Annotated in this window: 25 protein-coding genes; 8 read left to right on the top strand and 17 right to left on the bottom strand. The window is 69.5% G+C overall.

From position 1 onward, the window contains the following. Positions 1-16: 16 nt before the first annotated feature. From AC1DGW_RS06005 to mtnC, 3 genes are all read left to right on the top strand, one after another. Complete coding sequence (locus AC1DGW_RS06005) at positions 17-661, top strand: methylthioribulose 1-phosphate dehydratase (RefSeq protein WP_478020516.1); 645 nt, start codon at positions 17-19, stop codon at positions 659-661. Positions 662-791: 130 nt separating this feature from the next. Next, positions 792-1,346 carry a 1,2-dihydroxy-3-keto-5-methylthiopentene dioxygenase gene (locus AC1DGW_RS06000; RefSeq protein WP_478020514.1) on the top strand — a complete coding sequence of 185 codons (555 nt, stop codon included), beginning with the start codon at positions 792-794 and terminating at the stop codon, positions 1,344-1,346. Positions 1,347-1,560: 214 nt separating this feature from the next. Then, on the top strand, positions 1,561-2,259 hold the full coding sequence (gene mtnC, locus AC1DGW_RS05995; protein WP_478020511.1) for an acireductone synthase: 699 nt from the start codon (positions 1,561-1,563) through the stop codon (positions 2,257-2,259). A 371-nt stretch (positions 2,260-2,630) separates the two neighbouring features. Here the strand turns inward: mtnC and AC1DGW_RS05990 are convergent, their stop codons facing one another. From AC1DGW_RS05990 to AC1DGW_RS05975, 4 genes are all read right to left on the bottom strand, one after another. After that, positions 2,631-3,833, bottom strand: a complete 1,203-nt coding sequence (locus tag AC1DGW_RS05990; protein ID WP_478020509.1) for a serine hydrolase domain-containing protein — start codon at positions 3,831-3,833, stop codon at positions 2,631-2,633. A 71-nt stretch (positions 3,834-3,904) separates the two neighbouring features. Further along, positions 3,905-4,054: a hypothetical protein gene (locus tag AC1DGW_RS05985; protein ID WP_478020507.1), complete on the bottom strand. Its 150-nt coding sequence runs from the start codon at positions 4,052-4,054 to the stop codon at positions 3,905-3,907. Between the two features lie 83 nt (positions 4,055-4,137). Next, on the bottom strand, positions 4,138-4,839 hold the full coding sequence (locus AC1DGW_RS05980) for a LytR/AlgR family response regulator transcription factor (protein WP_478020505.1): 702 nt from the start codon (positions 4,837-4,839) through the stop codon (positions 4,138-4,140). Beyond that, a complete protein-coding gene (locus AC1DGW_RS05975) occupies positions 4,827-6,656 on the bottom strand; it encodes a histidine kinase (protein ID WP_478020503.1) in 1,830 nt (609 codons plus the stop codon). Before AC1DGW_RS05975 ends, AC1DGW_RS05980 begins: the two co-directional genes overlap by 13 nt. Positions 6,657-6,718: 62 nt before the next feature. Here AC1DGW_RS05975 and AC1DGW_RS05970 point away from each other — a divergent pair, with 62 nt between their 5' ends. Continuing rightward, positions 6,719-8,215 (top strand): alpha/beta hydrolase, encoded by a 1,497-nt coding sequence (locus AC1DGW_RS05970; protein WP_478020501.1) that lies wholly within the window; start codon positions 6,719-6,721, stop codon positions 8,213-8,215. 323 nt (positions 8,216-8,538) lie between these two features. Here AC1DGW_RS05970 and AC1DGW_RS05965 read toward each other — a convergent pair whose 3' ends face one another. Continuing rightward, positions 8,539-9,696 (bottom strand): metallophosphoesterase, encoded by a 1,158-nt coding sequence (locus AC1DGW_RS05965; RefSeq protein ID WP_478020499.1) that lies wholly within the window; start codon positions 9,694-9,696, stop codon positions 8,539-8,541. A 250-nt stretch (positions 9,697-9,946) separates the two neighbouring features. Then, the gene (locus AC1DGW_RS05960; protein ID WP_478020497.1) at positions 9,947-11,767 is read right to left on the bottom strand and encodes a DUF885 domain-containing protein; all 1,821 of its coding nucleotides are present in this window, start codon (positions 11,765-11,767) and stop codon (positions 9,947-9,949) included. 221 nt (positions 11,768-11,988) lie between these two features. Here AC1DGW_RS05960 and AC1DGW_RS05955 point away from each other — a divergent pair, with 221 nt between their 5' ends. Continuing rightward, a complete protein-coding gene (locus AC1DGW_RS05955; protein ID WP_478020495.1) occupies positions 11,989-13,254 on the top strand; it encodes an amino acid permease in 1,266 nt (421 codons plus the stop codon). Here the strand turns inward: AC1DGW_RS05955 and AC1DGW_RS05950 are convergent. Together AC1DGW_RS05950 and AC1DGW_RS05945 are read right to left on the bottom strand one after the other, a co-directional pair. Then, positions 13,233-13,853 carry a cytochrome b gene (locus AC1DGW_RS05950; protein ID WP_478020493.1) on the bottom strand — a complete coding sequence of 207 codons (621 nt, stop codon included), beginning with the start codon at positions 13,851-13,853 and terminating at the stop codon, positions 13,233-13,235. The two genes, AC1DGW_RS05955 and AC1DGW_RS05950, sit on opposite strands and share 22 nt — an antisense overlap. Next, the gene (locus tag AC1DGW_RS05945; RefSeq protein ID WP_478020491.1) at positions 13,850-14,521 is read right to left on the bottom strand and encodes a dioxygenase family protein; all 672 of its coding nucleotides are present in this window, start codon (positions 14,519-14,521) and stop codon (positions 13,850-13,852) included. Before AC1DGW_RS05945 ends, AC1DGW_RS05950 begins: the two co-directional genes overlap by 4 nt. Positions 14,522-14,645: 124 nt before the next feature. Here AC1DGW_RS05945 and AC1DGW_RS05940 point away from each other — a divergent pair, with 124 nt between their 5' ends. The 3 genes from AC1DGW_RS05940 to AC1DGW_RS05930 all read left to right on the top strand — a co-directional run bounded on the left by AC1DGW_RS05940 (position 14,646) and on the right by AC1DGW_RS05930 (position 17,224). Further along, positions 14,646-15,194, top strand: a complete 549-nt coding sequence (locus AC1DGW_RS05940) for an RNA polymerase sigma factor (protein ID WP_478020489.1) — start codon at positions 14,646-14,648, stop codon at positions 15,192-15,194. Further along, positions 15,187-16,191 carry a FecR domain-containing protein gene (locus AC1DGW_RS05935; RefSeq protein ID WP_478020487.1) on the top strand — a complete coding sequence of 335 codons (1,005 nt, stop codon included), beginning with the start codon at positions 15,187-15,189 and terminating at the stop codon, positions 16,189-16,191. The genes AC1DGW_RS05940 and AC1DGW_RS05935 overlap by 8 nt, the downstream gene beginning before the upstream one ends. Before the next feature lie 88 nt (positions 16,192-16,279). Next, the gene (locus tag AC1DGW_RS05930; RefSeq protein WP_478020483.1) at positions 16,280-17,224 is read left to right on the top strand and encodes a C13 family peptidase; all 945 of its coding nucleotides are present in this window, start codon (positions 16,280-16,282) and stop codon (positions 17,222-17,224) included. A gap of 124 nt (positions 17,225-17,348) precedes the next feature. Here AC1DGW_RS05930 and AC1DGW_RS05925 read toward each other — a convergent pair whose 3' ends face one another. From AC1DGW_RS05925 to hisG, 9 genes are all read right to left on the bottom strand, one after another. Beyond that, positions 17,349-18,875 carry a calcineurin-like phosphoesterase C-terminal domain-containing protein gene (locus tag AC1DGW_RS05925; protein ID WP_478020481.1) on the bottom strand — a complete coding sequence of 509 codons (1,527 nt, stop codon included), beginning with the start codon at positions 18,873-18,875 and terminating at the stop codon, positions 17,349-17,351. A gap of 116 nt (positions 18,876-18,991) precedes the next feature. Then, positions 18,992-19,627, bottom strand: coding sequence for a bifunctional phosphoribosyl-AMP cyclohydrolase/phosphoribosyl-ATP diphosphatase HisIE (hisIE, locus tag AC1DGW_RS05920; RefSeq protein WP_478020479.1), 636 nt, complete (start codon positions 19,625-19,627; stop codon positions 18,992-18,994). After that, the gene (gene hisF, locus AC1DGW_RS05915) at positions 19,617-20,393 is read right to left on the bottom strand and encodes an imidazole glycerol phosphate synthase subunit HisF (protein ID WP_478020477.1); all 777 of its coding nucleotides are present in this window, start codon (positions 20,391-20,393) and stop codon (positions 19,617-19,619) included. The genes hisIE and hisF overlap by 11 nt, the downstream gene beginning before the upstream one ends. After that, on the bottom strand, positions 20,387-21,121 hold the full coding sequence (gene hisA / locus AC1DGW_RS05910) for a 1-(5-phosphoribosyl)-5-[(5-phosphoribosylamino)methylideneamino]imidazole-4-carboxamide isomerase (RefSeq protein WP_478020475.1): 735 nt from the start codon (positions 21,119-21,121) through the stop codon (positions 20,387-20,389). Before hisA ends, hisF begins: the two co-directional genes overlap by 7 nt. Further along, on the bottom strand, positions 21,118-21,720 hold the full coding sequence (gene hisH / locus AC1DGW_RS05905) for an imidazole glycerol phosphate synthase subunit HisH (protein ID WP_478020473.1): 603 nt from the start codon (positions 21,718-21,720) through the stop codon (positions 21,118-21,120). The genes hisA and hisH overlap by 4 nt, the downstream gene beginning before the upstream one ends. Next, positions 21,717-22,790, bottom strand: coding sequence for a bifunctional histidinol-phosphatase/imidazoleglycerol-phosphate dehydratase HisB (gene hisB / locus AC1DGW_RS05900; RefSeq protein ID WP_478020471.1), 1,074 nt, complete (start codon positions 22,788-22,790; stop codon positions 21,717-21,719). Before hisB ends, hisH begins: the two co-directional genes overlap by 4 nt. Next, positions 22,787-23,869 carry a histidinol-phosphate transaminase gene (gene hisC / locus AC1DGW_RS05895; protein WP_478020468.1) on the bottom strand — a complete coding sequence of 361 codons (1,083 nt, stop codon included), beginning with the start codon at positions 23,867-23,869 and terminating at the stop codon, positions 22,787-22,789. The genes hisB and hisC overlap by 4 nt, the downstream gene beginning before the upstream one ends. Further along, positions 23,866-25,161, bottom strand: a complete 1,296-nt coding sequence (gene hisD / locus AC1DGW_RS05890) for a histidinol dehydrogenase (protein WP_478020465.1) — start codon at positions 25,159-25,161, stop codon at positions 23,866-23,868. The genes hisC and hisD overlap by 4 nt, the downstream gene beginning before the upstream one ends. Continuing rightward, positions 25,158-26,069 carry an ATP phosphoribosyltransferase gene (gene hisG, locus AC1DGW_RS05885; RefSeq protein ID WP_478020463.1) on the bottom strand — a complete coding sequence of 304 codons (912 nt, stop codon included), beginning with the start codon at positions 26,067-26,069 and terminating at the stop codon, positions 25,158-25,160. The genes hisD and hisG overlap by 4 nt, the downstream gene beginning before the upstream one ends. Positions 26,070-26,073 lie beyond the last annotated feature (4 nt).

Here is a 26,073-nt window from a genome sequence, read left to right as displayed (position 1 = left end):
ACGTAGAATGGGGGGCATGAACGCCCCCTCTGCTCCCTACGACGCCCAGCGCCTGAGCGAACTGGCCCAGCTGCTGATCGACAACGTGCGCGAACTGGCGCAGGCCGGCTGGACGCCGGCCACCAGTAGCAACTTCTCGCACCGCCTGGACGACCGTCATGCCGCGATCACCGTGTCCGGCAAGGACAAGGGGCGGCTGGTCGAGGCCGACATCATGGTCGTGGACTTCGACGGCAAGGCCGTGGGCCGGCCGCTGCGCCCGTCGGCCGAAACCCTGCTGCACACCCAGCTCTATGCGCGCTTCCCGGAAGTGAACTGCGTGCTGCACACGCACTCGCCGGTGCAGACCATCGCCTCGCGCCTGCATGGCGGCGATGGGCATATCCGCCTGGAAGGCTATGAGCTGCTCAAGGCGCTGCACGGCAATTCCACCCACGAGACCGCGGTGGACCTGAAGGTATTCCCCAACACCCAGGACATGGACGTGCTCGCCGCACAGGTGGAGGCCCAACTGGACCAGGGCCCGATGTGGGGCTACCTGATCGACGGCCACGGCCTGTATGCCTGGGGCCGCGACATGGCCGAGGCGCGTCGCCACCTGGAGGCCTTCGAGTTCCTGCTCCACTGTGAGCTGGAGCTGCGCCGGCTGCGCGCCAACTGACCCCATCGCATCGGTGGGAGCGCACTTCAGTGCGCGACGTGGCACTACCCGGCTGAACCTCCTCGCGCACTGAAGTGCGCTCCTACAGGGGGGCTGCTAACCTTCCCTCCCCCCGCCTCGAGCCGCCGCCATGAGCCGACTGCGCATCTTCAACGACACCGATCCCGCCACCCCGCTGCTGGACAGCCGCGACGGCCAGGTCATCAGCGCCGAACTGAAGAAGATCGGCGTCACCTTCGAGCGCTGGCAGGCGAAGCACCCGGTCATGCCGGGCGCCAGCCAGGAGGAGGTGTTCGCGGCCTACCGCGAGGACATCGACCGCCTGGTCGCCACGCATGGATTCAAGAGCGTGGACGTGGCCTCGATCGCGCCGGACAACCCCAACCGCGCCGAGATCCGCCTGAAGTTCCTCGACGAGCATTACCACAAGGAGGACGAAGTGCGTTTCTTCGTCGCCGGCTCGGGGCTGTTCACCCTGCACGTGGATGACAGGGTCTACGAAGTGGAATGCGTCAAGGACGACCTGATCTCGGTGCCGGACGGCACCACCCACTGGTTCGACATGGGCGCCGAGCCGAGCTTCGTCGCGATCCGCTTCTTCACCGAGCCGGACGGCTGGGTCGGTCACTTCACAGGCACCGACATCGCGCTGAAATTCCCGCGCTACGCGCCGGAGTCCGCCTGATCCCCCAAGCCCCTCTCCTTTCGGGAGGGGGATGGGAATGAGGATGGGCGGAGCGGCAATGCAGCGAGCCTGCCCGCCATCTCCCTCACGCTCCACGACTTCGCCACACCCCATCCGCCCCTGCGGGGCACCTGCATCCGGGCAGCTTCGCTGTGCAGATCGACAGTCTTGTCGAGTTCTCCCCCGCAGAGAGAAGAAAAGCAAAGGTACCGCCATGACCGTCCGCGCCATCCTCACCGACATCGAAGGCACCACCTCGAGCATTTCCTTCGTCAAGGAAGTGCTGTTTCCCTACGCCCGCGCCGCCCTGCCCGGCTTCGTGCGCACGCATGGACAGGAACCCGGGGTACGCCGCTGGCTCGACGCCGTCGCCACCGAGATCGCCGCCAGCGCCTGCCAGGACGAGGTCATCGTCGAGGCGCTGCAGGGCTGGATCGACCAGGACCGCAAGCACACCGCGCTCAAGGCGCTGCAGGGCATGATCTGGGACAGCGGCTACCGCAACGGCGACTACACCGCGCACCTGTACCCGGAAGTGGCCGCGGCGCTGCGCGGCTGGCACGCCGCCGGCATCCCGCTGTACGTGTATTCCTCCGGCTCGGTGCCGGCGCAGAAGCTGTTCTTCGGGTTCAGCGACGCCGGCGACCTCAATGGCCTGTTCTCCGGCAACTTCGACACCGAGATCGGCGGCAAGCGCGAAGCCGGCAGCTATGCGCGCATCGCCGCGGCCATCGGCACCGCGCCGCGCGACATCCTGTTCCTGTCCGACATCGTCGAGGAACTGGATGCCGCACGCGAAGCCGGGTTGCGCACCGTGCTGCTGGACCGCCGCGACGACTACCCGGTGCCGCGCACCGGCGACGCCACGCATGGCCACGCCCGCGTGGAGGATTTCAGCCAGATCGCGCCGTAGGGCGGCCGCCTCCCGCGTCGCGTTCACGGCAACGGGCGCGACGCCAGTGGCGAACCTGCCTGCCCATCAGTACGGACTTCCCCGTCCATGCCTGCAGGACGAGCGCGCGAACCTGCATGCATCTGGCCGCACGGCTCTTCGTCATGGCGGTACTCCGCCCTCCGGCCCCTGTCATCAGACTGCCTCCCCCCTCCGACCACCGGCATCAGCGGAACGCGATCGGCGGACCCGCACACCGGCCGGCGAGGCCTGACGGACTCCGGGCAGGCCTCGCCGGGGATTCTTTGGCAAGCCCCGCCAGAAGCCGCGTCCGGCCGCTCCCGCCACCGATGGCCGCCGCGTGCGGATCAAGGACTGGCGCGCTCAGCGGGTCATTTCCCGCACGCTTGAACGGGATCGGCTTTCGCTGCATCGGCGCCCCATAGGCAGACGATGCGATCCAGCGCCAACCCACTGCGGGAGTTGCTGAAGAAAACGATGCCGTCGCCCGTCGCCGGACGCATCAGGAATTTTGCGCGGAAGCCCGCCTGGTTGCGCCCATCATGACCGACAGCGACGCTGCCGTCAGGGAGGCTTTCGATGAAGTGGCCCAAGCCATAGACCATCTCGCCAGGCGTGCGCGGCGTACTCAATCCGGCGGGCGTATAGAGCTGTGAGAGCTGCGCATCATCCAGGGGATGCGTGCCGGAACTGCCCTGCATGCCCGCGATCATCCAGCGCGTGAAGTCGTGGACGGTCGTGCTCAGGGCCGAGGGCGCCTGCTCGACGTAATAACGCATCGGCACCGGAGCGCCATCGTCTCCATGCCCTTCCGCCGCGCCGGCAAGCACCGCCGGCGTCATCGCGACGCTGCTGTGCGCCATGCCCAGCGGAGTGAATATCAACTCACGCGCGAGGTCCTGGTACCTGCGCCCGGTCGCCCGCTCGAGGGTGAGCTGCAGCAGGGTGTATCCGCCGCCGGAGTACTGGAACCTGCTGCCGGCGGGCGCGACAAGTTCGACCGCACCGCGCCCGTTCGTCTTTCCCGCCAACGATTGCTCGAGCGTTGGCAATTCCCTGAAATCAAGCCAGCCCTCGTAACCTCCCAGACTGGTACCCGCCGTGTGCGAGAGCAGATGGCGGGCCGTGATCTTCCGGTAGTCATAGGGTCCCTGCATCAACGGCCACGGCGACAGTACATCCGCCACCGGTTCGTCGAGGTGGACACGCCCCTGGCCGGCGAGCCGCATCGTCACCCAACTGGCGACCGGCTTTGACAGGGACGCCGCGACAAATACCGTATCGGGCGTCACCGGCACCTTGCCCGCGTGGTCGGCATGGCCGAACCCCCGTGCGTATGCCAGCTTCCCGTCGACGATCAACCCTACTGCAGCGCCCTGGATCCTGGCGTCCTTCATGATGATCGGCACCTCGCGCTCGATGACCCGCGCGAACGGCGGGAGATTCCGTGGCGCCGGTGGCGGCGACGCCTGTGCGCCGGCGCAGAATGCGCCCAGCAGCACAAGGCCCACCAACGGCACGATCAATGGCGAAGCCGGGTTGCGTGGCGGATTTCCAGCGATTTCGTGAGGCATGGCGTCCCGCCCTTCTGGCGTTTCATGAGTTGCGCTGCATGGCATGGCGGAAGCCGTCGTCGTGCCTTCCATCAGCCCGCGCAAGCATCTCCCATGCCCTTGCGGTTGCGGCACGCCTGCCCAGCGAACGGCTCCAGGGGATGGCTGAACGCCTCCGGGCCGCCGGTGTTCAATGAGCCCCCATTTCCTCGAGCGATCGCTCCGCGGATCTCGATCAGCATGGGATCAGTTCAATGGCACGGGGACGGCAGTCCAACCGCCCCGGCGATCCATTCCCGCCAGCGGCCACAGGCCCGCGACGCCCTCATTCAAGTCCGAGTTCATGCCGCAGGGCGGCAACATGGGCACGACCCACAGGGAGCTCGGCGCCGTCGCCCAGCACCAGCCAATAGCGGCTCCCGGAAGCGGCATGCAGGGTGCGGATATGGCGCAGATTGACCAGATAGGAGCGGTGGCAGCGCACGAAATCGGGGGGCAGTACGCCGCTCAGGCCGGCAAGGGATTTGTCGTGCAGTTCGCTGCGGCCGTCGCGCATGCGCAGTTCGCTGTAGTCGCCGTCCGCGCGGATCCACACCACGTCCGCCAGCTCAACCAGCGCCGTGCCCTGGGCGCGCCATATGCCGAGATAACGCGCGCGCCCGGAGCGATAACGCCCCACGTCGAGCAGGCGCTCCAGCGCCTGGCCGAGACGTTCGCGTGGGAAGGGCTTGGGGACGAAGTCCAGTACGCCATGTTCGAAGGCCTGCAACGCACGCTCGCGATGGGCCGACACCACGACGCAGTGGTAGCGCCCGGACACCGCGCGCCGCAGCAGTTCGAAGCCATCCTCGCCCCCGAGATTCAGATCCAGCAACAGACCGTCGTAGACATTGCGCTGGAGCCTGTCGCCAGCCGATTCAAGATCTGCGACCGCATCGAAACGTGCACGTGCGCCGGCCAGTTCCGCACACAGGCGCAACAGGCGCTGGCGGACCAGCGGTTCGTCCTCGACGATCAGGATGCGCATGCCATCTCGATCCGGCCGTGCCAGTCGGCGCCATCCGCGCCCTGGATGAACCGCCAGCCGCCGGGGCAGGCGGCCGCCAGGCTGGCCTCGATGTAGCGCGTGCCGGTACCCCGTCCACGATGTGGCGACGACCCGCGTGCGCTGCGCAGCTCCAGAATCCAGCGGTCGCTCTCACGCTGCACGCGCAGGCGGAACGGACGCTGCGCGCAGGCCATGGCGCCGGCATGGGTCAGTGCGTTCTCGACCTGGGCGTGGAGGATGCCGGGGGGCAGCGACAACCGGACGTCATCGGCGTCGACCTCCAGTGCCATGGGGTGATCCAGGGCCAGGCCGACGATGTCCAGGTGACTGCGGCACAGGGCCAGTTCGTCCTCCAGCGGGACGCTCTGCCGGGCGCTGCTGTCGCGCAGCCGATCGAACTGCTCGGCCAGCGACTCGACCATGCGGCTGGCGCGCGACGGCGCCTGTTCGATCAGCTCCTGCAGGCAGGTCAGCGTGTTCATGAGCCAATGCGGCTGGATGCCCCGCTGCAACAGTTGCAGCGACAGCCGGGCGCGCTCTTCGCTCAGGCGCGCATTGTGCCGGTCCAGCGCACGCAGCTGCGCCGCGTGGCGCAGCAGCAGAAAGCCCATCAGTACCGACAGCAGCAGGAAATACGGCCCATCGAGAAACGCGCCGCGCGCGATGGCCAGCGCCAACGCACCGGCCAGCAGCAGCGCCAGGATCGGCCAGCGTTCCTCCCGCGCACCGGACACGCGCAGCAGCACTCCAGCCGAGGCAAGCAGGCTCGACAACAGCACCACCGTGGAGCGTCCATCGAAGCTGGACATGAACACCACGGCCGCCGCGAGGAGCGCCAGGAAGGCGATGCGGGCACTGATGGGTATCGCGGCACCGAAACGGCGCGCGAGATAGGCCGGCAACAATACCGCCGCAGCCACGTGCAGGGCCAGCAACGCAAGCAGGCGCGGACCATGCCATGGGTAGGCATAGCCCAGCAGCGGACGCCAGGCTTCGACGACAGGCAAGGCCAGTCCAACCATGCAGAGCGCGAGCAGCAGACGCACGTCGGGCATGCGCAGGCGGCCGCGCTGCACCGCCAGGAAGTACAGGCATGCCGCCGCGAGCGCTCCCGTGGCGAAGGCCGCGATCAGCCAGGGATGGATGATCTGGCCGTACAGCAGCGCGGGCGGCGCCACCATGGCAAGGGCATCGGCACTGCGCAGGGGGACGCTCTGGTGATGGCTGGAAGCGAGCACAACCAGTTCGTCCATTCCGACGGCAGGAGAAGCCGGCAATATGCGGACGATGTCGACAAGGCCTGGCCGCTCCTCCACGGCGGTGCGGCCCACGACACCGTTGCCGGGCAATGCCTGGCCGTTCCAGGAGAGCCGGCTGGCGCCGCGCAGTGACAGGCGCAGAGCGCGGCCTGCCGTGTTCTGCGTCGTACCCATGGGCGATCGCCAGCGCAGCCAGTAGGGATCGCGCCAGGTTGCCAGGACGCCCTGGTCGAGAGGACGCCACTCCACATCGTCCGGCGGGCTCGCCGGCAGGTCACCGGACGCCGGCACCTTCGCAGGCGCCATCTCTCCCGCCAGTACCTGCACCGTCGCCATGTCGGGCGTCGAGACGACCAGCCATGCGGCGACGGCGGCGATCAGGACGACAAGGACGGCCAGGGTTCGTGGAATCTGCATGCGTCCATCGTATCGGCTGTGCGGAGACATTGGACGGGCCTCTGGAGCCGTTCGGCGGACGGGGCCGACCGGGGCGCCGTGGCGGAGGAGATGCTGGTCCCGTGACGTGGACCCCGGCATGCCCATCGTGGGCGCCGTGGGCCGATCCCCGTCCACGTTTCCCAACGAAACCGGAGTCCGACATGTCCAGCAAACCGCTTCCCGCTTCCGGCAACCGTGGCCCGTCCCTGCATTGGGCTGGAAGGCTGGTGGCGGCGTGCATCGCGCTGACCGCCGCCGCACCGGCGTTCGCAGGCGATGCACACGCCCCCCTGGTGTTCTCGCCCTATGCCATGAAGACCAAGGGCCACGGCACGATCGCGGCCGAAGAGGCCTTCCTGGAGGTACCGCGCCGGCACAGCGAGCCCGATGGCCCACGTATCCGCCTGCGGGTGGTGCGGCTGCCGGCCACTGGCGGCGATGGCCGCGCCGCGCCGGTGGTCTATCTGGCCGGCGGCCCGGGCGACTCCGGTTTCGGGACCGCGCTCGGACCGCGCTGGCCGGTATTCGACCGCGTCCGTCGCGAGACCGACGTGCTCCTGCTCGACCAGCGCGGCACCGATTTTTCAGAGATGCCTCCGGAGTGCTCGCACGCGCATCAGTTCGATGATGCCCAGCCGCTGCAGCGGGAGGCGGCATTGATCGCGCTGCGCGACACGGCGGCCGGTTGCATCGCCGAATGGCGGAAGGCAGGTGTCGACCTCGGCGCCTATACCACCACAGAGAGCGCCGACGACATCGACGACCTGAGGCGCGCGATGGGCCTGCCGCGCATCAGCCTGTGGGGCATGAGCTACGGCACGCACCTGGCGTTGGCCACCGTCCGTCGGCACGGCCCGGGTCTCGAGCGCGTGGTGCTGATGGGAACCGAGGGACCGGACGATACGATCAAGTTGCCGTTGGCTGCGGATGCCCTGCTGGCGGATCTGGCCGCTGTCGCCCGCAGGCAGGGGTTCGACGATATGCAGGGTTCGGTCCGGCGCGTGCTGGAAACGGTTCGCCGCCACCCCGTGGAGGCCAGCAGCCCCATGCATGGCGGCAGGAAAGTCAGCATCGGCGAATACGACACGAAGATCGCGATAGCGAACGCGCTCGGACGACGCTCTTCCCAGCGGATGCTGCCACTGCTGCTTCGCCAGGCCGAGGTGGGCGACTACAGCCTGCTGGCGAGCTTCGTGCTGATGATGCGCGAAGATCTCGGCACCTTCCGCGCCATGCCACTGGCGATGGACGTGGCGTCCGGCCAGAGCCCGCAGCGCCGCGCCCTGGTCGAGGCGCAGGCGCGCGAAAGCCTGTTCGGCGACGCCCTGAACTTCCCGTTCCCGGACCTGGCCGATGGCCTCGGACTCACCGACCTGGGCGAATCGTTCCGCGGACCGCTGCGCAGCGATGTCCCGGTGCTGTTCATCAGCGGCACGCTCGACGGCCGTACCCCGCCGGCAAATGCCCAGGCACTGCTGCCCGGCTTCAGCAGGGGCCGGCAGTTGCTGGTACGCGGCGCAAGCCATGACAACGAACTGTGGCTGGGCAATGCGGGCATTGCCGGGAACATCGCCGATTTCCTTGCCGGCCGCCCGGTGAGCGATGAAGTGCTGGATGTGCCACTGCCGGTGTTCGTCACAAGCACCGCCGAGCTGTAACGGCCGGCCCTGGCGTCGGCAGGAAGACAACCGGGCCCATCGTCGGCCCGGTCGCCTCCGGCACAGGATGTGTCCACTCCGGAGGGCGCGGCTCGTCGACCGGGAGGCTCGATGAGGTGATCGGTTCCTGTCGGTTCACTCCCCGGCACCCCTGCCCTCCATCGCGGATCACCGGCAACCGGTGTCCATCGCTGCCGCGTGCAAGGCGGCAGCGGCGCGGACCGCCCACGACTCCCGTCAACGGACGGGCTGCTCCGGGGTCGCGACCGCTGTTGTTCCTGCAGGAGAGGCATCGGGCGGGAGCGGCCTCGATGGCGGTCGTTTCAAGGGTGAGCGGCCCGCCGCAGGACCAGTACATCGATGCTCGACGGCACGCCCAGGCGCGCGGTGAAGCCATCCCATTGGCCCGCACCCGCACTGACGAACAGGGTCATGCCGCCGACCCGATAGTCGCCGCGTACATAGCCGTCGTTGGCCGGCGCCACCAGCCAGCGGTCCATGCCGAGGATGTGGCCGCCATGGGTATGCCCCGACAGTTGCAGGTCGATGGCGCCCGTGGCCGCGGCCGCGCGCGCCAGCCTGGGCTGGTGCGCGAGCAGGATGTGGAAATCACTGCCCGCAGCCTGTCGCACCACCACCGGAATGTCCGGGGCGATGCCACCCGATGCCAGATCGCCCTGCCGATGGAAGGCGGGATCGCCCACGCCGGACACCGCCAGCATGCGGCCGTTGATGTCGAGCGTCGCCGTCTGGTTCTCCAGCACACCGAGCCCCATCTGCCGGAAGTGCGCCATCCACGCCATGTAGTTGCTGTAGTACTCGTGGTTGCCGGGCGCGAGCCACACGCCATGCGGCGCATGCAGCCCGGCCAGGGCGGCGACATTGCCGGCATTGCTCTCGACCTGCCCGTCCACCATGTCGCCCGGCAGCACGATCAGGTCGGGCTTCGCCGCAAGCACGTCATCGACGATGCGCCGTGTGCGCCATGCGCCCTTGACCGGGCTGGCGTGGATATCGGCCAGCACCGCCACGCGCAGGCCGTCCAGTTCGGGCGGCAGGGTGCGCAGCACCAGTTCGCGCTCGTGCACCTGCGGCGGCTTCAGGCCATTGAACACGCCCAGTGTCGCCAACAGCACGCTCGCCACGGCGATGCCATGGTTCATCCGCATGCCATGCAGGAAGGCACGCAACGGCGCTCCGAGCTTCAGCAGACGCAACGGCAGCCACAGCGCATCGCGCAGCAGCACCAGCGGCAGCGCGAGCATGAACACCACCAGCACCCAGCCGAACAGCAACTGCGCCCAGGCGCCGGCAACGTCGCCCAGGACATGCAGACGCCACAGCACGCCCAGCAAAAGCGGCAGCAGGCCGAACGCCAGCGTGACGCCGACGTACCCGCGGCGCTGGCGACGCCCGGAGGTCACCGGCCACCACAGCCAGAACGCGAGCAACAGGGGAACCAGCAGTACCAGTAAGATCATCGACATGCACCACGGCGGCAGCGAACGCCCCGCCGGAATGGGATGGAGGGAAGGTCGCTACTCTCGCATGCCGTCCCTGTAGCGCCGGGCAATGCCTGGCCCAGGCACCACGGCGGCACGCGCCCCCGCGCCACATGCGCAGGCCGCCCGTTGAACGCCCCGCCGAATCCCGCCATGGGACCCCGGCGGGACGTCGTCCCGCACCCCGCACCGCAGGCGGAAAGGCCGGGGGTGTCCCCGGCCACGTGCATCACCGGCTCTTGTCGGCGATCCAGCGGTCGACCTTCTCGTCCAGCACGTCCAGCGGCACCGAGCCGTCCTTGAGCACTTCGGCGTGGAACTGGCGGATGTCGAACTTGTCGCCCAGCTTCTGCTCGGCGCGCCTGCGCAGTTCCTGGATCTTCAACTCGCCGGTCTTGTAGGCCAGCGCCTGGCCCGGCCAGGCCATGTAGCGCTCGGCTTCGGCGATGGCGTCCGGCTCGCTGACCGAGGAGTTGGCGAACATGTAGTCCAGCACCTGCTGGCGGGTCCAGCCCTTGGCATGCAGCCCGGTGTCCACCACCAGGCGCACCGCGCGCCACAGCTCGCCCTGCAGGCGGCCGAAATAGCTGTACGGGTCGGTGTAGACGCCCAGGTCCCTGCCCAGGCTTTCGGCGTACAGGCCCCAGCCTTCGATGAAGGCGGTCTGCCCGCCGAAGCGGCGGAACGCCGGCACGCCCTGCAGCTCCTGCTGCAACGCGATCTGGAAGTGGTGGCCGGGGATCGCCTCGTGCAGGAACAGGTCCTCCGCGTCCCAGGTCTTGCGGGTCGGCAGGTCGTAGGTGTTTACGTAGAAGATGCCCGGGCGGCTGCCGTCCTCGCTGGGCGACATGTACTCGCCGCCGGCGGCCGACTGCGCGCGGAACGCCTCGACCGGGCGGATCTCGAAACCGGCCTTCGGCGTGAGCGAGAACAGCTTCGGCACGTTGGCCTCGATCGTCTTCTCCAGCCCGCGGTAGTGCGCCAGCAGCGCGTCCTCGGATTTGAACTCGAACTGCTTGTCGTGCTGCATGAACTTGAAAAAGTCCTGCAGCGAGCCCTTGAAGCCCACCTGCTCCATCACCTTGCGCATCTCGCCCTGGATGCGCTCGACTTCCTTCAGGCCGATCTCGTGGATCTGCTCGGGGGTCTGCGTGGTGGTGGTGCTCTGCCTGGCGTTGAAGGCATACCACGCCTTGCCGTCGGGCAGCGCATCCAGGCCGACGCTGTCGCGGGTGGCGGGCAGGTATTCGTTGGCGATGAAATCGCGCTCCTTCCTGATCGCCGGCATCAGCTGAGCATCGATCAGCGTGCGGAACGCGGCGGTCAGGCGCTCCTTGTCGGCAGCCGGGAATTCGGCCGGCATCGACTTGACCGGACCCCAGAACTGGCTGTCCTCGGCCTTGGCGGCAAGGATCGCGTCGAACTGCGGCACCACTTTGTCCATCAGCACGCGCGGCTGCACCACGCCGGCCTTCATGCCTTCGCGCATGTTGGCGATCTCGGTATCCAGCAGCACCGGGATGCGCGCGGCGCGCTTGAGCCAGTCGTCGTAGTCCTTCACCGTCTTGAACGGCTGCGCGCCCTGGCCCGAACCGAACATCACCGCATAGCTGACGATCGAGCCCATCTGGTTGACCGGCATCATCCAGCCGGGGAATTTCTCGCCTTCCAGCGACTGCTTCTGTTCTTCGACGAAGATGCGGTAGCTCAGCAGGGCCTGGCCGTCCAGGCCGGCGTCGCCGATCTTCTGCACCTTGTCCAGCCACTGCACGGTGAAGTCGTGCATCTGCCGGCGGTATTCGGCCGAGCCCATGTCCGGCAGCTGGTCGTTGTAGCGCTTGTCGCCCTGGTAGGTGGCCTGCAGCGGATTGAGCTTGAGCACGCCTTCCCAGTAGTCGGCGTACAGCTGGTTCAGCTGCGCGGCCTTGTCGGCCTGCGATGCCGGGTTGGCGGCATCGCCGCTGCCGGCCGGCGGCGCGGAGGGCGAACAGGCGGCCAGCACGACGGCCAGCGACAGCGAAACGGACAGGGCCAGCGGACGCAGCTTCATGGGGAATCCAGCGGGGGAATGAAGCGGCCAGCCTCCACGCGCGGCGGCTGGCCGGAAAGGGCCATAGGTCATTGTCCGGCCCGCGCCGTCGCGGCCCGGTCGGCAAACCGTCATAATCCGCGCCCATTCCGGCGCCCGCCCCGGCACGCGCCCTTCCCCGCCATCCGCCCGATCCGCCGCCCCGCCGCGGCGGTGACCGCGCTCCTGCCACGCCGCCTTCCATGACTACCTCGCACCGCCCGCTGGGCTTCTGGTCCGCCACCGCCCTGGTCGTGGGCAGCATGATCGGCTCGGGCACCTTCCTGCTGCCGGCCACGCTGGCGCCCTATGGCGCGGCGACCCTGATCGGCTGGGGCATCACCCTGTGCGGCGCGCTGCTGCTGGCGGTCACCTTCGCCCGGCTGGCGCGGCGCTGGCCGCAGACCGGCGGCCCGTACGTGTTCGCGCGCAACGCCTTCGGCGAACTGCCCGGTTTCGTGGTGGCGTGGAGCTACTGGATCTCGATGTGGTGCGCCATCGCCGCGATTGCCGTTGCCTTCGCCGGCAGCGTCGGCGCCATCTTCCCGGCACTGACCGCCACGCCGGTGCGCGCGGCCAGCTGCGGCCTGATCGCCCTGTGGCTGTGCGCCGGCGTCAACCTGGTGGGGCTGCGCGAGGCCGGCCGGCTGCAGTTGCTGACCACCGTGCTGAAAGTGGTGCCGCTGCTGCTGTTCGGGCTGGTGGCGTTGTGGTTCGTCGACACCCGCCATTACGTGCCGTTCAACCCCAGCGGGGAATCACTGGGCAGCGTGGCCGGCGCCACCGTCGCCCTGACGCTGTGGGCGATGATCGGCCTCGAAGCCGCTACCGTACCGGCCGGGTCGGTGGACGACGCCCCGCGTACCGTGGCCCGCGCCACCGTGGCCGGTACCGCCATCGCCGGCATCGCCACCGTGCTGGCCTGCACCACCGTGCTGGGCCTGCTGCCGGCCGACGCGCTGGCCCGCTCCAGCGCGCCGATGGCCGACGCCGCGGCCGCATTGTGGGGGCCGGCGGCCGGCGTGCTGCTGGCGGTGGTGATGGCGGTGTCCTGCGTGGGCGCGCTCAACGGCTGGACCCTGCTCTCGGCACAGTTGCCGATGGCCGCCGCCCGCGATGGCGTGCTGCCGCGCGCCTTCGCCCGCGAGAACCGCCGCGGCGCCCCGGTCTTCGGCGTCATCGTCAGCTGCCTGCTGGCCACCGTGCTGGTGATCAGCAACTACAACCGCTCGCTGGTGGACCTGTTCAAGTTCTCGGTGCTGCTGTCCACTGCCGCCACCCTGCTGCCCTACCTCGCCGGCGCCGCCGCGTGGCTGTGGCGCGGCGACCGCGGCGCCTCGCGGCTGGCCGCCGCCGGCGCGCTGGCCTTCAGCCTGTATGCGCTCGGCGGCATCGGCGCCGAAGCGCTGCTGTGGGGTGCTGGCCTGATCGTGGCCGGACTGCCGATCTATTTCTGGCTGCGGCGCTGAATCCCGGCCGATCGGCGATGCGGAAAGGCCGGCGCGGACCCGCTGCCGGCCATGCTCCCGAAGCCCATGCGCCGGACGATGAAACCATCCCGGTGGCGCACATGATGGAACACGGCGGCCGCGGCATGCAGGCCGACCAGCGCCGACAGCAGCCAGGCGCCGTATACATGTACGTACCAGGCAACCGCCCGCCCCGTTTCGTCGTCGGGCGGGACGAACAGCGCGGGAACCTCCACGCCCGCGAACAGTACCCGGTCCGCCCCCATCCATACCCAGATCACATGGCCGCTGACCGGCAATACCAGTACCAGGACGTAGAGCAGTCCATGCACCCACGTGCGGACCACACGACGCCGCCGCGATCCATCATCGTGGCCGGGCATCGGCAGCCACAGACGCAGGCCCAGGCGCAGCAGCATCAGGCACAGGATCAGCACGCCCAGCCGGAAATGGACCGGCAGCAGCGCATCGGAGAGCGCGCGCGGGGTCCAGTGTTCGGCCGCGAACCCGAGCGCAAGCTGCGCCATCAACAGCAGCGCCAGCAGCCAGTGCAGCAGCCGCAGGACCAGCGGATACCGCTCCATGGCCTGGCCGTTCACGGAGCGCAGCCCGGATAGCCGGGAATGCGGCGGCCCAGCACGATGTCGCGGGTCGCCTCCCAGCCATCGGCGACCCGCACGGGTGTCACGATGCCCGGACCACCGCGGCCCTGCGCTGCCCTGCGCGCGACCGCGGGGGTCAGGTGCGGGTCGTCGCGGAACAGTACGTCGTCGATGTAGTACAGCGCGCAGCCGCGCTCGATCACGTACAGGTGGATGTGCTGGGGCATGCGCGTTCCGGGGTAGCTGCCGGGGCGGATGGTGGAAAACGCATACCGTCCGCCGGCATCGGTGACGGCCCATGCGCGCAGCCGGCCGTGCCGCCGGACGCCCGGATCGTCGTCCGTCCTTTCGCCCGGATAGAGTCCCTGCTGGTTGGTCTGGTGCGCGTAGACGATGACACCCGGACGCGGCCGTCCCTGCGCATCGGTCACCCGCCCGGCCAGACGCAGGCGCTGCCCGGGTTCATCGGCGGGCGCCAGCCGGGCGTTGGCCGGCAGCGCATCCGGCATGCCGATCAGCGGCACGTCGCAGTCCTCGCAGGGCAGCCCGACGACGGGCGTCGTGCCGGCATCGACCCGCGGACAGGCGGCCAGCAACAGAAGCAGGGTTGCTGCGCGGGCAGTGCCGGCAGCCAGAGGCAGGAAGCGGGGCGGGGAATGGTGCATGCGGGTTCTCCGGATGGGCTCATCGATGAAGAGCGCCTTCCGCGGCGCGGTGTTAACCGACCCGGCGTGTTAACACTCCGCTCCAGAACCCCCTCTTCCCTGTGTCTCCCAGACCCTGCCGGACATGAAGGCCGCGCCACTTCCCCTGGACATCGCCCGGCAGGTACAGGAAGCCCGCCGTGGATCGCAGGCCGCCTTCGCCTGGCTCTACCGCACCTTCGCCCCGCTGGTGCACGCCATCCACCTGGGCATGACAACGCGGGCGCGGGCGGAGGAACTGACCCAGGAGACGTTCGTCATCGCCTTCGGCAAGCTGGAGCAGCTGCGCGAGCCGGCGCGCTTCGGCCCATGGATCGCGATGATCGCGCGCCGGAACCGCCCCGCTGCCGCCATCGACGAACGGGAACTGGCCGATGCGGACGAGCCCGCCTGGACGGGCACGGGCCCCGATGCGATGGCGCAGGCAAGCCAGGCGCTGCGCGTCATCCGCGACCTGCCCGAGGCGTACCGCGAGACCCTGATCCTGCGCCTGGTCGAAGGCCTCAGCGGCCCGGAGATCGCCAGCCTCACCGGACTGACGCCGCAGTCGGTCCGGGTGAATCTTCATCGCGGCATGCACCAGTTGCGCGACGCGCTGGGCATCGCCCGCCAGCAGGAGACGAACGATGGTTGAGAAACCCGACCCGCTGTGGGACCCGGACCTGCCCGGCGACGACGCACTCCAGCGCCTTGCCTCGTTGCTCGGCGCTTACCGCCACGTACCCGGGCCAGTGCCCACCGTACGGGACGCCCGCCAGCCAGGTGCGGCGACCGTGCGCAGGCGCTTCATTCCCCTGGCGGCAGCCGTGGCCCTGACCGCCTGCCTGGCCGGCTTCGCCGCCTGGGTGCCGTGGCGCCTGCACTGGAGCGAGAACCGGCAGTGGGCAATCGAGACCGGCGCCCCCGCGGTTCCCGCAGCGCTGGGCGTCGGGCAGACGCTGGCGACCGCAGCCACGCAATCGGCCACGATCCGGGTGGCGCGCATCGGCCGGATGGAGGTGATGCCGCTGACACGGATCCGGCTCACGGACACCCGCACCGGACACCACCGCATCGAGCTGCTGGAAGGCCGCATCCGCGCGCGGATCTGGGCGCCGCCCGGCCAATTCGGCATCGCCACCGGTGCCGGCGAAACCGTCGACCTGGGCTGCGCGTTCGAGATGGACCGCAACCGCGACGGCGAAGGCCGGATCCACGTCACCAGCGGCTGGGTCATGCACAGCGTGGCCGGCCAGGAGACCCTGGTACCGGCCGGTTCGGATCTGGATTTCACCCGCGAACGCAGCGGCATCCCGTTGGCGGTGGATGCCGCCGCAGGGTTCCGGACGGCCGTCGGCCAGTTCGACCAGGCGATGGCGGCAGGGCAGCGTCCTGCCGACGCCGAGGCGCTCATTGCCCGCGAAGCCACGGCTGCGGATCGCTTCACCCTGCTCACCCTGCTCACCCGTTACCCGGCACTGGCCTCCGGACCGCTCTATCCCAGGCTCACCGCGATGTTCGACGGGGCGCCTCCGCCAGGGCACCGCGACGCCTGGCTGCACGGCAGCGTGCATGCGATGAACCAGTGGTGGGAGCAGATTCCGCGCCCGCCCAAGGCCTGGTGGCTGAACTGGCGCGATGCGCTGGATTGAGCGGCGACGATTCCATGGCCGGGCGAAGACCGCATACGATGCGTTCCGTTCCGTCCCGCCCGCTCCCATGCCTCCTGCCGCCATCGCCATGACCCGCCTCGCCCGGCACTCGCGCGCCGTCGCCCTCGCCTGCGCCCTGGTCTGTGCCATCTGGCCGGCACTGGCACAGACGCCGGACACTCCGCCATGGGAACCGACCACGCCGGCACTGGAAGGTGCGCAACTGGCCCTGCTCGATGCCGCGCTCGACCGGCTGCCACCGCAGCGGCCAGGCGTGACCGACATGTACGTGCTGGGCGTGGCCGGCGATGCCGACGAGGACGTGTTCCGCAACGAGGTCGCCTATCTGCGGCAGTTGTCGGCACAGCGCTGGGATGCGGACGGGCGCATGCTGGCACTGGCCAACCAGCCGGACACGCTCGACAGTGAAGGGGCCCTGCCGCTGGCCACCTACGACAGCCTCGGCCATGCGCTGGACGCACTGGGACGGAAGCTGGACCCACGCGAGGACGTGCTGTTCCTGTACCTGGGCAGCCACGGCGTGGACGACAGCAGCTTCTACCTGCATACCGGACCGGATGAGGAGGACTATCTGACGCCGGAAGATCTGGCGCAGTTGCTGGACGAAGCGAAGATCGGCAATGCGGTGATCGTGGTGTCGGCCTGCTATTCGGGCGGCTTCGTGCCGGCGTTGAAAGCCCCCAACCGCATGGTCATCACCGCCGCGCGCAAGGACCGCCCGTCCTTCGGCTGCGGCAACACCGACAGCGCCACCTGGTTCGGCCGCGCCTTCCTGGTCGAGGCGTTGAACGCCACCAACGACTTCGCTGCCGCTTTCAGCATGGCCCGCGATACCGTGCGGCGGCGGGAGAAGGAAGAAGACGAGCTGCCGTCGCAACCGCAGTTCTTCGCCGGCAAGGCGATCGCGCCGGTACTGGCGCGCTGGCGTGCCGGGCTGCCGGCGAGCGCGCCTGTGCCCTATCCTTTCGTGCACTCGCCGGCGGCGGGCAACAGCAACCGCAAATCCCCATAGGAGCGCGCCCTGGTGCGCGGTGGGGCCTGCATGCAGATTCCTCTGCAACAGCCCGCACACTCATTGTGTGGGGGCAGATGGGAAATCCCTATCGCGCACCGAAGTGCGCTCCTGCCGGCGGATATCAGGGCTGCGCGTCCTGCAGGCGATAGGTGGTGCGACTGCGGTATTCCCTGCCATTGAGCGTGACGCGCACCTCGACGGCGTGCTCCCCCACGTCCAGCTTCGTCGGCAATGCGGCGCGCCACAGGTGCGAGGACGGCGTGGCCTCGGGCGAGCGGTCGTAACCGCGCAGGCGCCCGGCCTGGTCGTCGGCCACATTCTCGGCCAGCAGGCGCGGGTCGGGCTGCTCGACACGCTTCATCGGCTGCCAGTCGCCGCCATCGATGCGGAACTCCACCGGCAGGCCGTCATGGCCCATGAACACGTTGGCGTATACGCCCCAGGCCGGATACGCGCCATGGCGCAGCACCCTGGGCGCATGCAGGGCGATCTGCTCGTCGGCCGGTGCGCGCGCGACGCGGTATTCCACGCTGTAGCTTCCCTGCGGCTGTACGTTGAGCAGGCCGTAACCATTGGGCGTGCCGTCGGACATCGTGGTGTCGGGAATACCCTGCGCGTCCTTCACGCCCGACCAGAACGCGCCGCAGGCCGCGCCGACGTTGTATTCGTGCAGCGGCCGCGCGCCCTTCCAGCCCTGCGCCGCGTTCCAGAACACCTGGTTCTGGTTGTGGGTATGGCCGCTCAGGATCAGCGGATGCGGCACCTTCTCCAGCAGCGCGAACAGGCGCGCACGGTCCCCGGCGCGGAACACATGGTCGAACAGCGGGATGTGGATGCCCAGCACCACCAGCCGGTCCTCCGGCACCGTCGGCAGGTAGCGTTCGAGGAAGGCGAACTGGTCCGCGCGCAGGCCGCCGACGTAGGCCGGCTTCTGCCCGGGCTGGGCGACGATGTCGTCCAGCCCGATGAACACCATCGACGCTTCTTCCCAGGCATAGGTGTCCGGCCCCAGCTGGCGGTGGAAGCTGTCCAGCGACTGCGCATCGCTGCGCGCGCCGATGTCCATGTCGTGGTTGCCCGGTACGTGCAGCCATGGCACGCCGAGCGAGGTCACCGCCTTGACCAGCAGCGGATACAGCGACGGATCGTCGTTGGTGATGTCGCCCAGGGTCATGCCCAGCCGCGCGCCGTGCCGGCCACGCAGCGGGGCGACGATGTCGCGCTCGAAGTAGTCCACGTCCAGCGCGCTGGCGGTCTGACTGTCGGCCATCACCAGCGCCTGGAAGCTCGCCGGCGCGTCCGGCTGTGGCACCAGTGCAAAGGGCCGGCACTGCCCGCCTTCGGTTTCGCCCGCGCGCGGACGCCAGATGTCCGGCAGTCCATCGGCACGGGATGCGGCGCGACGGCCGGCGGGCTTGATGACGAACACCGTGGACTGCGCCGAATCCGGCAGGCGATAGCGGCCGTCGCGGCCGGTGACGGCGATGTGCTCGCCATCGGAAACGCGGATGCCCGGCAGCGGCCGCTCGTCCGCGTCGCGCATGCCGTTGCCGTTGGCATCGTCGAACACCAGGCCCTCCACGCAGGAAGCGGCCGCGGCGAACGGTGCGCAGGCCAGCAGCAGGCCGGCGAGCAGGGAGTGGCGCATGGAAGCCTCGTCAGGCGAACGGACAGGCCGTCATTATCGCGCCGCCATGCGACACGCGCATGGCGGCCGCTTTGCCGCGGACGGTCGATCGCAGGGGCGTCGCAGGACGTCCGCGCTCAGCCCGCTGCCTTCTCCGCCGCCCTGGCGTGGCGCTGCTCCAGCACCGCCACCGCGTCGTCCAGCGACAGGCCGCGTGCGCGCAGCAGCACGATCAGGTGGAACAGCAGGTCGGCCGATTCGCCCAGCAGTTCGTCGTCGCGCTGGACCACACCGGCCAGGGCCGTCTCCACGCCCTCCTCGCCCACCTTCTGCGCGATGTGGCGCGTGCCCTTCTCGAACAGTTTCGTGGTGTAGCTGTTGAGCGGGCGGTCGTGCTCGCGCTGCCGGACCAGCGCATCCAGCGCGCCCAGGAACTGCCCCGGTGCATCGCCGAAACAGCTGGTGCTGCCGGTGTGGCAGGTCGGCCCGTGCGGGCGCGCGCTGACCAGCAGGGTATCGGCATCGCAATCGGCGCGGACCGCCACCAGTTCCAGATGATTGCCCGAGGTCTCGCCCTTGGTCCACAGGCGTTGCCGGCTGCGGCTGAAGAAGGTGACCTTGCCGCCCTGCAGCGTCCGCTCCAGCGCGGCGCGGTCCATGTAGCCGAGCATCAGCACCCGCAGCGTGGCCGCGTCCTGCACCACGACCGGCATCAGCCCGCCGACCTTGTCCCAGTCCAGCGCGGCCGGGTCGAAGGGTTTTTCAATAGACATCGCGCACCTCGATCTGTTGTCCGCGCAGGAAGCGCTTGAGTTCCGGAATGGCGATGGCCCCGGAGTGGAACACACTCGCCGCCAGCGCGCCGTCGACGTCGGCCTGCTCGAACACCTCGGCGAAATGCCGCGGTTCCCCGGCGCCGCCGGAGGCGATCAGCGGCACGCTGCACAGGGCGCGGGCCTGGCGCAGCTGGACGATGTCGTAGCCCTTGCGCACGCCGTCGCTGTCCATGCAGTTGAGCACGATCTCGCCGGCGCCGCGCTGCTGCGCTTCGCGCAGCCAGTCCAGCGTCAGCCGCGCCTCGTCGCGGGTCCTGGCCGGGTCCCCGGTGTAGGAACGCACCCGCCACTGCCCGTCCGGCTCGCGGATGGAATCGATGCCGACCACCACGCATTGCTGGCCGAATGCCTCGGCCAGTTCGCCGATCAGTGCCGGCCGTTCCAGCGCTGGCGTGTTGATCGAGATCTTGTCGGCGCCGGCATTGAGGATGCCGCGCGCGGTGTCCACGTCGCCGATGCCGCCAGCCACGCAGAACGGGATGTCGATCAGGCGCGCGACGCGCTCGATCCAGGCCCGGTCCACCGAACGCCCTTCCGGGCTGGCGGAGATGTCGTAGAACACCAGTTCGTCCGCGCCTTCGTCGCGGTAGCGCAGCGCCAGTTCGGTGATGTCGCCCATGTCGACGTGGTCGCGGAAGCGCACCCCCTTGACCACGCGGCCTTCGCGCACGTCCAGGCAGGGAATGATGCGGCGGCTCAACATGCCAGTGCCTCCTCCAGTCGCAGCCGGCCTTCGAGCAGCGCCTTGCCCAGCACCGCGCCCGCGCAGCCGGCGGCCTTCGCTGCGGCCACGTCGTCCACGTCGCGCACGCCGCCGGAGGCCTGCACCGCCACGCCAGGCAACAGCCGCGACAGATGTGCGTACAGGTCGAGATTGGGGCCGGACAACATGCCGTCGCGGGCGATGTCGGTGCACAACAGGTGCTTCATGCCGGCCTGCGCGTAGCGGACGGCGAGTTCGTCCAGGGTGACATCGGCGGTCTCGGTCCAGCCATGCACCGGCAACCGCCACACGCCGTCGCCGCCCTGCCGCGTGTCCAGCGCGATGGTCAGCCGGTCGGCGCCGAACTCCTGCAGCCATGCCAGCACCTGCGCGGGCTCGCGCACCGCCAGCGAGCCGATCACCACGCGGCTGGCGCCGGCGTCGAGGATGCGCGCCACGTCGTCGCGGCCGCGCACGCCGCCGCCGGTCTGCACCTTGAGCGCCGTGGTCGCTGCGACCTGCGCCAGCAACGGCGCCAGCGTGTAGCCTCCGGCCCTGGCCGCATCCAGGTCGACCAGGTGCATCCACTGCGCGCCGGCCGCGGCGAAGGCCTGCGCGCGCGGCAGCGGGTCGTCGCCATAGGTGGTCTGCTGCGCGTAGTCGCCCTGCAGCAGGCGCACTACCTGGCCATTGCGGATGTCGAGCGCGGGATAGACGGCGAAGCTCATGGAAAATCGTTCTCGATGAAGTTGCGCAGGATGCGTGCGCCCGGCCCCGCCGAACGTTCGGGATGGAACTGCGCGCCGCACAGGCGGCCGCGCTGTACCACCGCGGTGAACAGGCCGCCGTGATGGCAGGCCGCCACCGTGTCGGAAGTGACCGGCGCGGCGTAGCTGTGCACGAAATAGGTGCTGGAACCGGCCGCAACCCCGTCCAGCAGCGGCGACTCGCGCAGCGCCAGCAGCTTGTTCCAGCCCATGTGCGGCACACGCACGCCCACCGCCGGATGCAGGCGGCGCACCACGCCCGGCAGCAGGCCCAGGCAGTCCACCCCACCCTCCTCCGATCGCTCGAACAGCAGCTGCATGCCCAGGCAGATGCCCATCAACGGCACCTGCAGTCCGCGCAGCGGCTGCACCAGTCCCTGCGCGTGCAGGCGGCGCATGCCTTCGGCTGCGGCGCCGACGCCCGGCAGGATCACCCGCGACGCACCTTCCAGCTCGGAGGGTCCGCGCACCATGCGCACCGCCACGCCCAGCCGTTCCAGCGCATAACGCACCGAGCCGAGGTTGGCGCCGCCGGCGTCGATCAGCCCGACCGTGTTCACAACGCCCCCTTGGTCGAAGGCAGTTCGGTGCCCTCGCGGCGGATCGCCTGGCGCAATGCGCGCGCCAGCGCCTTGAAGCAGGCTTCGACCTTGTGGTGATCGTTGTCGCCTTCGACCTTCAGATTGAGGTTCAGCCCGGCGGCATCGCACAGCGAACGGAAGAAATGCGGCACCAGCTCGGTCGGCATGTCGCCTACCCGCTCGCGCTTGAATGCGCCTTCGAACACGAAGTACGGGCGGCCACTGAAATCCAGTGCCGCGCTGGCCAGGGTCTCGTCCATCGGCAGGGTGAAGCCGTAACGGCCGATGCCGCGCTTGTCGCCCAGCGCCTCGCGCAATGCCTGGCCAAGGGCGAGCCCGGTGTCCTCGATGGTGTGGTGTTCGTCGATGTGCAGGTCGCCGCGCGCCTGGATTTCCAGCGCGAAACCGCCGTGGCGGCCGATCTGGTCGAGCATGTGGTCGAAGAACGGCAGGCCGGTATCGATCTTCGACGCAGCGGTCTTGTCCAGATCGACGGCTACGCGGATCTGCGTTTCCTTCGTATCGCGCTGCACGGTGGCGCGGCGCGGTGCGTCGGCCAGTTCGTGGGCGATGCCGTCCCAGTCCCACTCGCCCCCGAACTGTCCGGTGCGCAGCTGGAAACCGCGGATATTCAGGTTGTCGGCGAACTGGATGTCGGTGGGCCGGTCGCCGACCATCGCCGAGCGCGCCCAGTCGATGGAACGGTCCTGCAGGTAGCGCAGCATCATGCCGATGCCCGGCTTGCGGTTGGGGCTGTTGTCGGCCGGCCAGCTCGGGTCGATGAGCACGTCGCGGAAGACGATGCCCTGGCTGGCGAAGATCTGCAGCATCAGGTCGTTGGGGCCGTCGAAACTTGCCTGCGGGTAACTTTCGCTGCCCAGCCCGTCCTGGTTGGAGACGATGACGAACTGGTAGCCGGCGTCGCGCAGGCGCAGCATCGCCGGGATGACGTTCCTGACGAAGCGGACCTTCTCGTAGGCGTCGATCTGGAAATCGGCCGGCTCCTCGATCAGGGTGCCATCGCGGTCGACGAACAGGATCGGGGTCATGCGGCGGCCTCCAGCGCGGCCAGTGCGTCGAGGACGCGGTTGTTCTGCTCGGGCGTGCCGAGGGTGATGCGCAGCGCATCGTGCAGCTGCGGCGCGGCGCGCTGGTCGCGCACCACCACACCGGCAGCCAGCAGGCGCTGGAATGCGGCTTCGGCGTCGACGAAGCGCACCAGCAGGAAGTTGGCGTCGGAAGCGTACGCCCGGCGCACGCCGGGCAAGGCCGCCAGCGCGATGCGCAGGCGCTCGCGCTCGGCGCGTACCAAGGCGATGCGTTCGCGCGTGCGCGCCAGCGCCGCATCGTCCAGCCCATCCACCGCCAATGCCGAACACGGCGCAGGAATCGGATACGGCGCCTGACACGCGCGCAATACCGCAATCAGGCCGGCATCGGCGATCACGCAGCCGATGCGCGCGGCGGCCAGCGCATGCGCCTTGGACAGCGTACGCAGCACGGCGATGTTGTCGTGGCGCGGCAGCAGGCTCACCGCCGAGGGTTCATCGGCGAACTCGGCATAGGCCTCGTCCACCACCACCAGCGCCTGCCCGCGCAGCGCGCTGGCCACCTGTTCGACCTGCGCCAGCGGGATACCCAGGCCGCCGGGATTGGAGGGCGAACACAGGAACACCAGCCGCGCGTTGCCCTGCCGGGCGGTGGCGATGATGGCCTCGATGTCCGGCACCAGCCCGGCTTCGGCGTCGCGCAGCGGCACTTCCAGCGCCGGCGCGTTCTGCAGCCGCGCGCTGACCGCGTACATGCCGAACACCGGCGGCGTATATAGCACGCCATCGCGACCGGGCGCGCACAGCGCACGCACCAGCAGGTCGATGGCCTCGTCGCTGCCGCGTCCAATCAGTAGTTGCGCTGACGTGCAGCCGTAGAGCGCGGCCAGCCGTTCGCGCAGCGCCTGCGGCTGCGGCTCGGGATAGCGCCGGCACGTGGCCGCCGCGTCGCCCGGATTCGCCCATGCCGATTCGTTGGCGTTGAGCCATACCTCGCCGTCGAGTTTGGCGCTGCGCGCGGAGGAATAGCCGGCGAAGCCGCGCAGGTCCTCGCGCACCAGATCGAGTACGCCGCTCACGATGCCGCTCCCAGGCGCAGCGCGACCGCATTGGCGTGCGCGTCCAGTCCCTCGGCGCGGGCCAGGATCAAGGCGCACGGGCCGATGCCGGCGATGCCTTCGGCACTGGCCGCCTGCACGCTGATCTGGTTCTGGAAACTGGCGACGCTGACGCCGCTGTAGGCGCGCGCGGCGCCGGCCGTGGGCAGCACGTGGTTGGTACCGGAGCAGTAGTCGCCCAGCGCTTCGGGCGTGTAGTCGCCCAGGAACACCGAACCGGCGGCCTCGACGCGGTCCAGCCAGTCGTGCGGCCGGCGCAGCGCCAGGATCAGGTGCTCGGGCGCGTAGCGGTTGGAAATGGCGAACGCCTGTTCGATCGACTCGACCCTGAGCAACAACGAAGCCGCCAGCGCCTGCCGGGCGATGGCCTCGCGTGGCAGCTGCGCCACCTGCTTTTCCACCTCGTCCTGCACCGCGGCGATCAGCGCGGCATCATCGCTGAGCAGCAGCACCTGCGAGTCCGGGCCGTGCTCGGCCTGCGACAGCAGGTCGGCGGCGACGAAAGCCGGATTGGCGCCGGCATCGGCGATCACCAGCACTTCGGAAGGACCAGCCGGCATGTCGATGGCCGCGGCACCGGCCTGCGCCACCTGCTGCTTGGCCTCGGTGACGTAACTGTTGCCGGGCCCGAACAGCTTGTCGCAGGACGGCACGGTTTCGGTGCCCCAGGCCATCGCCGCGATCGCCTGCGCGCCGCCGATCTTGTAGACCCGGTGCACGCCGGTCAGGCGCGCGGCCACCAGTACCGCCGGATCGGCCGTGCCATCCTTGCGCGGCGGCGTGCACAGCACCACTTCGCGGCAACCGGCCAGCCTGGCCGGCACGCCCAGCATCAGCGCGGTAGACGGCAGCGGTGCGCTGCCGGCCGGTACATACAGGCCGACGCGGCCGATCGGGCGGATGACCTTGCCACAGGTCACGCCCGGCGCGGTCTCCAGCGAGTACGGCTGCGCCATGCCGGCGCGGTGATAGGCGTCGATGCGTCCGGCCGCCTGCTGCATGGCGATGCGCAGCTCCGCCGGTACCGCCAGTTCGGCGGCGGCGAACTCGGCTTCGCCCACTTCGAAGCCATCCAACGTCACGCCGTCGAAACGCGCGGTGATATCGCGCAGGGCAAGGTCGCCGATGCCGCGCACCTGTTCGATCAGCGTCGCGACCGCGGCGCGGGTCTGCGCGGCCACGGCCTGCACCGGCCGGGTCAACGCACGCGCCTGCGCATCGGCATCCAGGGCACTCCAGTCGAGGATGTTCATGCCAGCGACTTCTCCACTGCCAGCACCATCAGCCCCTGCGCGCCGGCGCGCTCCAGTTCCTCCAGCCGCTGCCAGCTAAGCGCGCCATTGCACATGGTCTGCAGCCGCACCGCCCCGCCATTGCCCGGCAGGCGCAGCAGCGGCTCGGCATCGGGCAGCAACCGCGCCAGCTCATCCACGCGCTCTTCGGCCGCGGAGAACATCAGCAGTTTCCGGTCCTGCACCCTGCTCAGGCCGTCCAGGCGACGCAGCAGCATCGCCATCAAGCCGGCGCGGGCATCGTCCAGTTCGTTGACCGGGCCGGCCAGCACGGCCTCGCTGTCCAGCAGCGTTTCCACCGGCTTGAGCTGGTTGGCCGCGAGCGTGGCGCCACTGGAAACCAGGTCGCAGATCAGGTCGGCGGTACCCAGCTTCGGCGCGATCTCCACCGAGCCGGACAGTTCCACTACCTGCGCGTCCACGCCCTTGTCCTTCAGCCATGCGGCGAGGATGGCCGGGTAGCTGGTGGCGATGCGCTTGCCGGCCAGTTGCGCCGGCCCCTGCCAGTCCCACTCCTCGGGCACGGCGATCATCAGCCGGCACTGACCGAAACCGAGACCGCGCAACGGCTGGTAGGCGTCGGTCAGGCCGAGCTGGCGACGCGCCTTGGCCTGTTCGTCCAGTTCGTTGAGGCCGACCACGCCGAGGTCGCAGACGCCATCGGCGATCAGCCCAGGGATGTCGTCGTCGCGCACCAGCAGCAGGTCCACCGGCAGCGACTCGCCGAAGCAGAACAGCTTGTCGCGGCTCTGCCGCCAGCTCAGCCCGCAGGCGGCCAGCAGGCTGCGCGCCGGGTCGGCCAGGCGCCCGTTCTTCTGGATGGCGATACGCAGCCGGTCGCGGGCCGGCGCGGTGGAGGAAGCACTCATGATC

This window comes from Stenotrophomonas sp. 05N423 (genome assembly GCF_056397145.1).
Note: the sequence above shows the minus strand (reverse complement) of the source record. Positions and strands in the feature narration are given on the sequence as shown.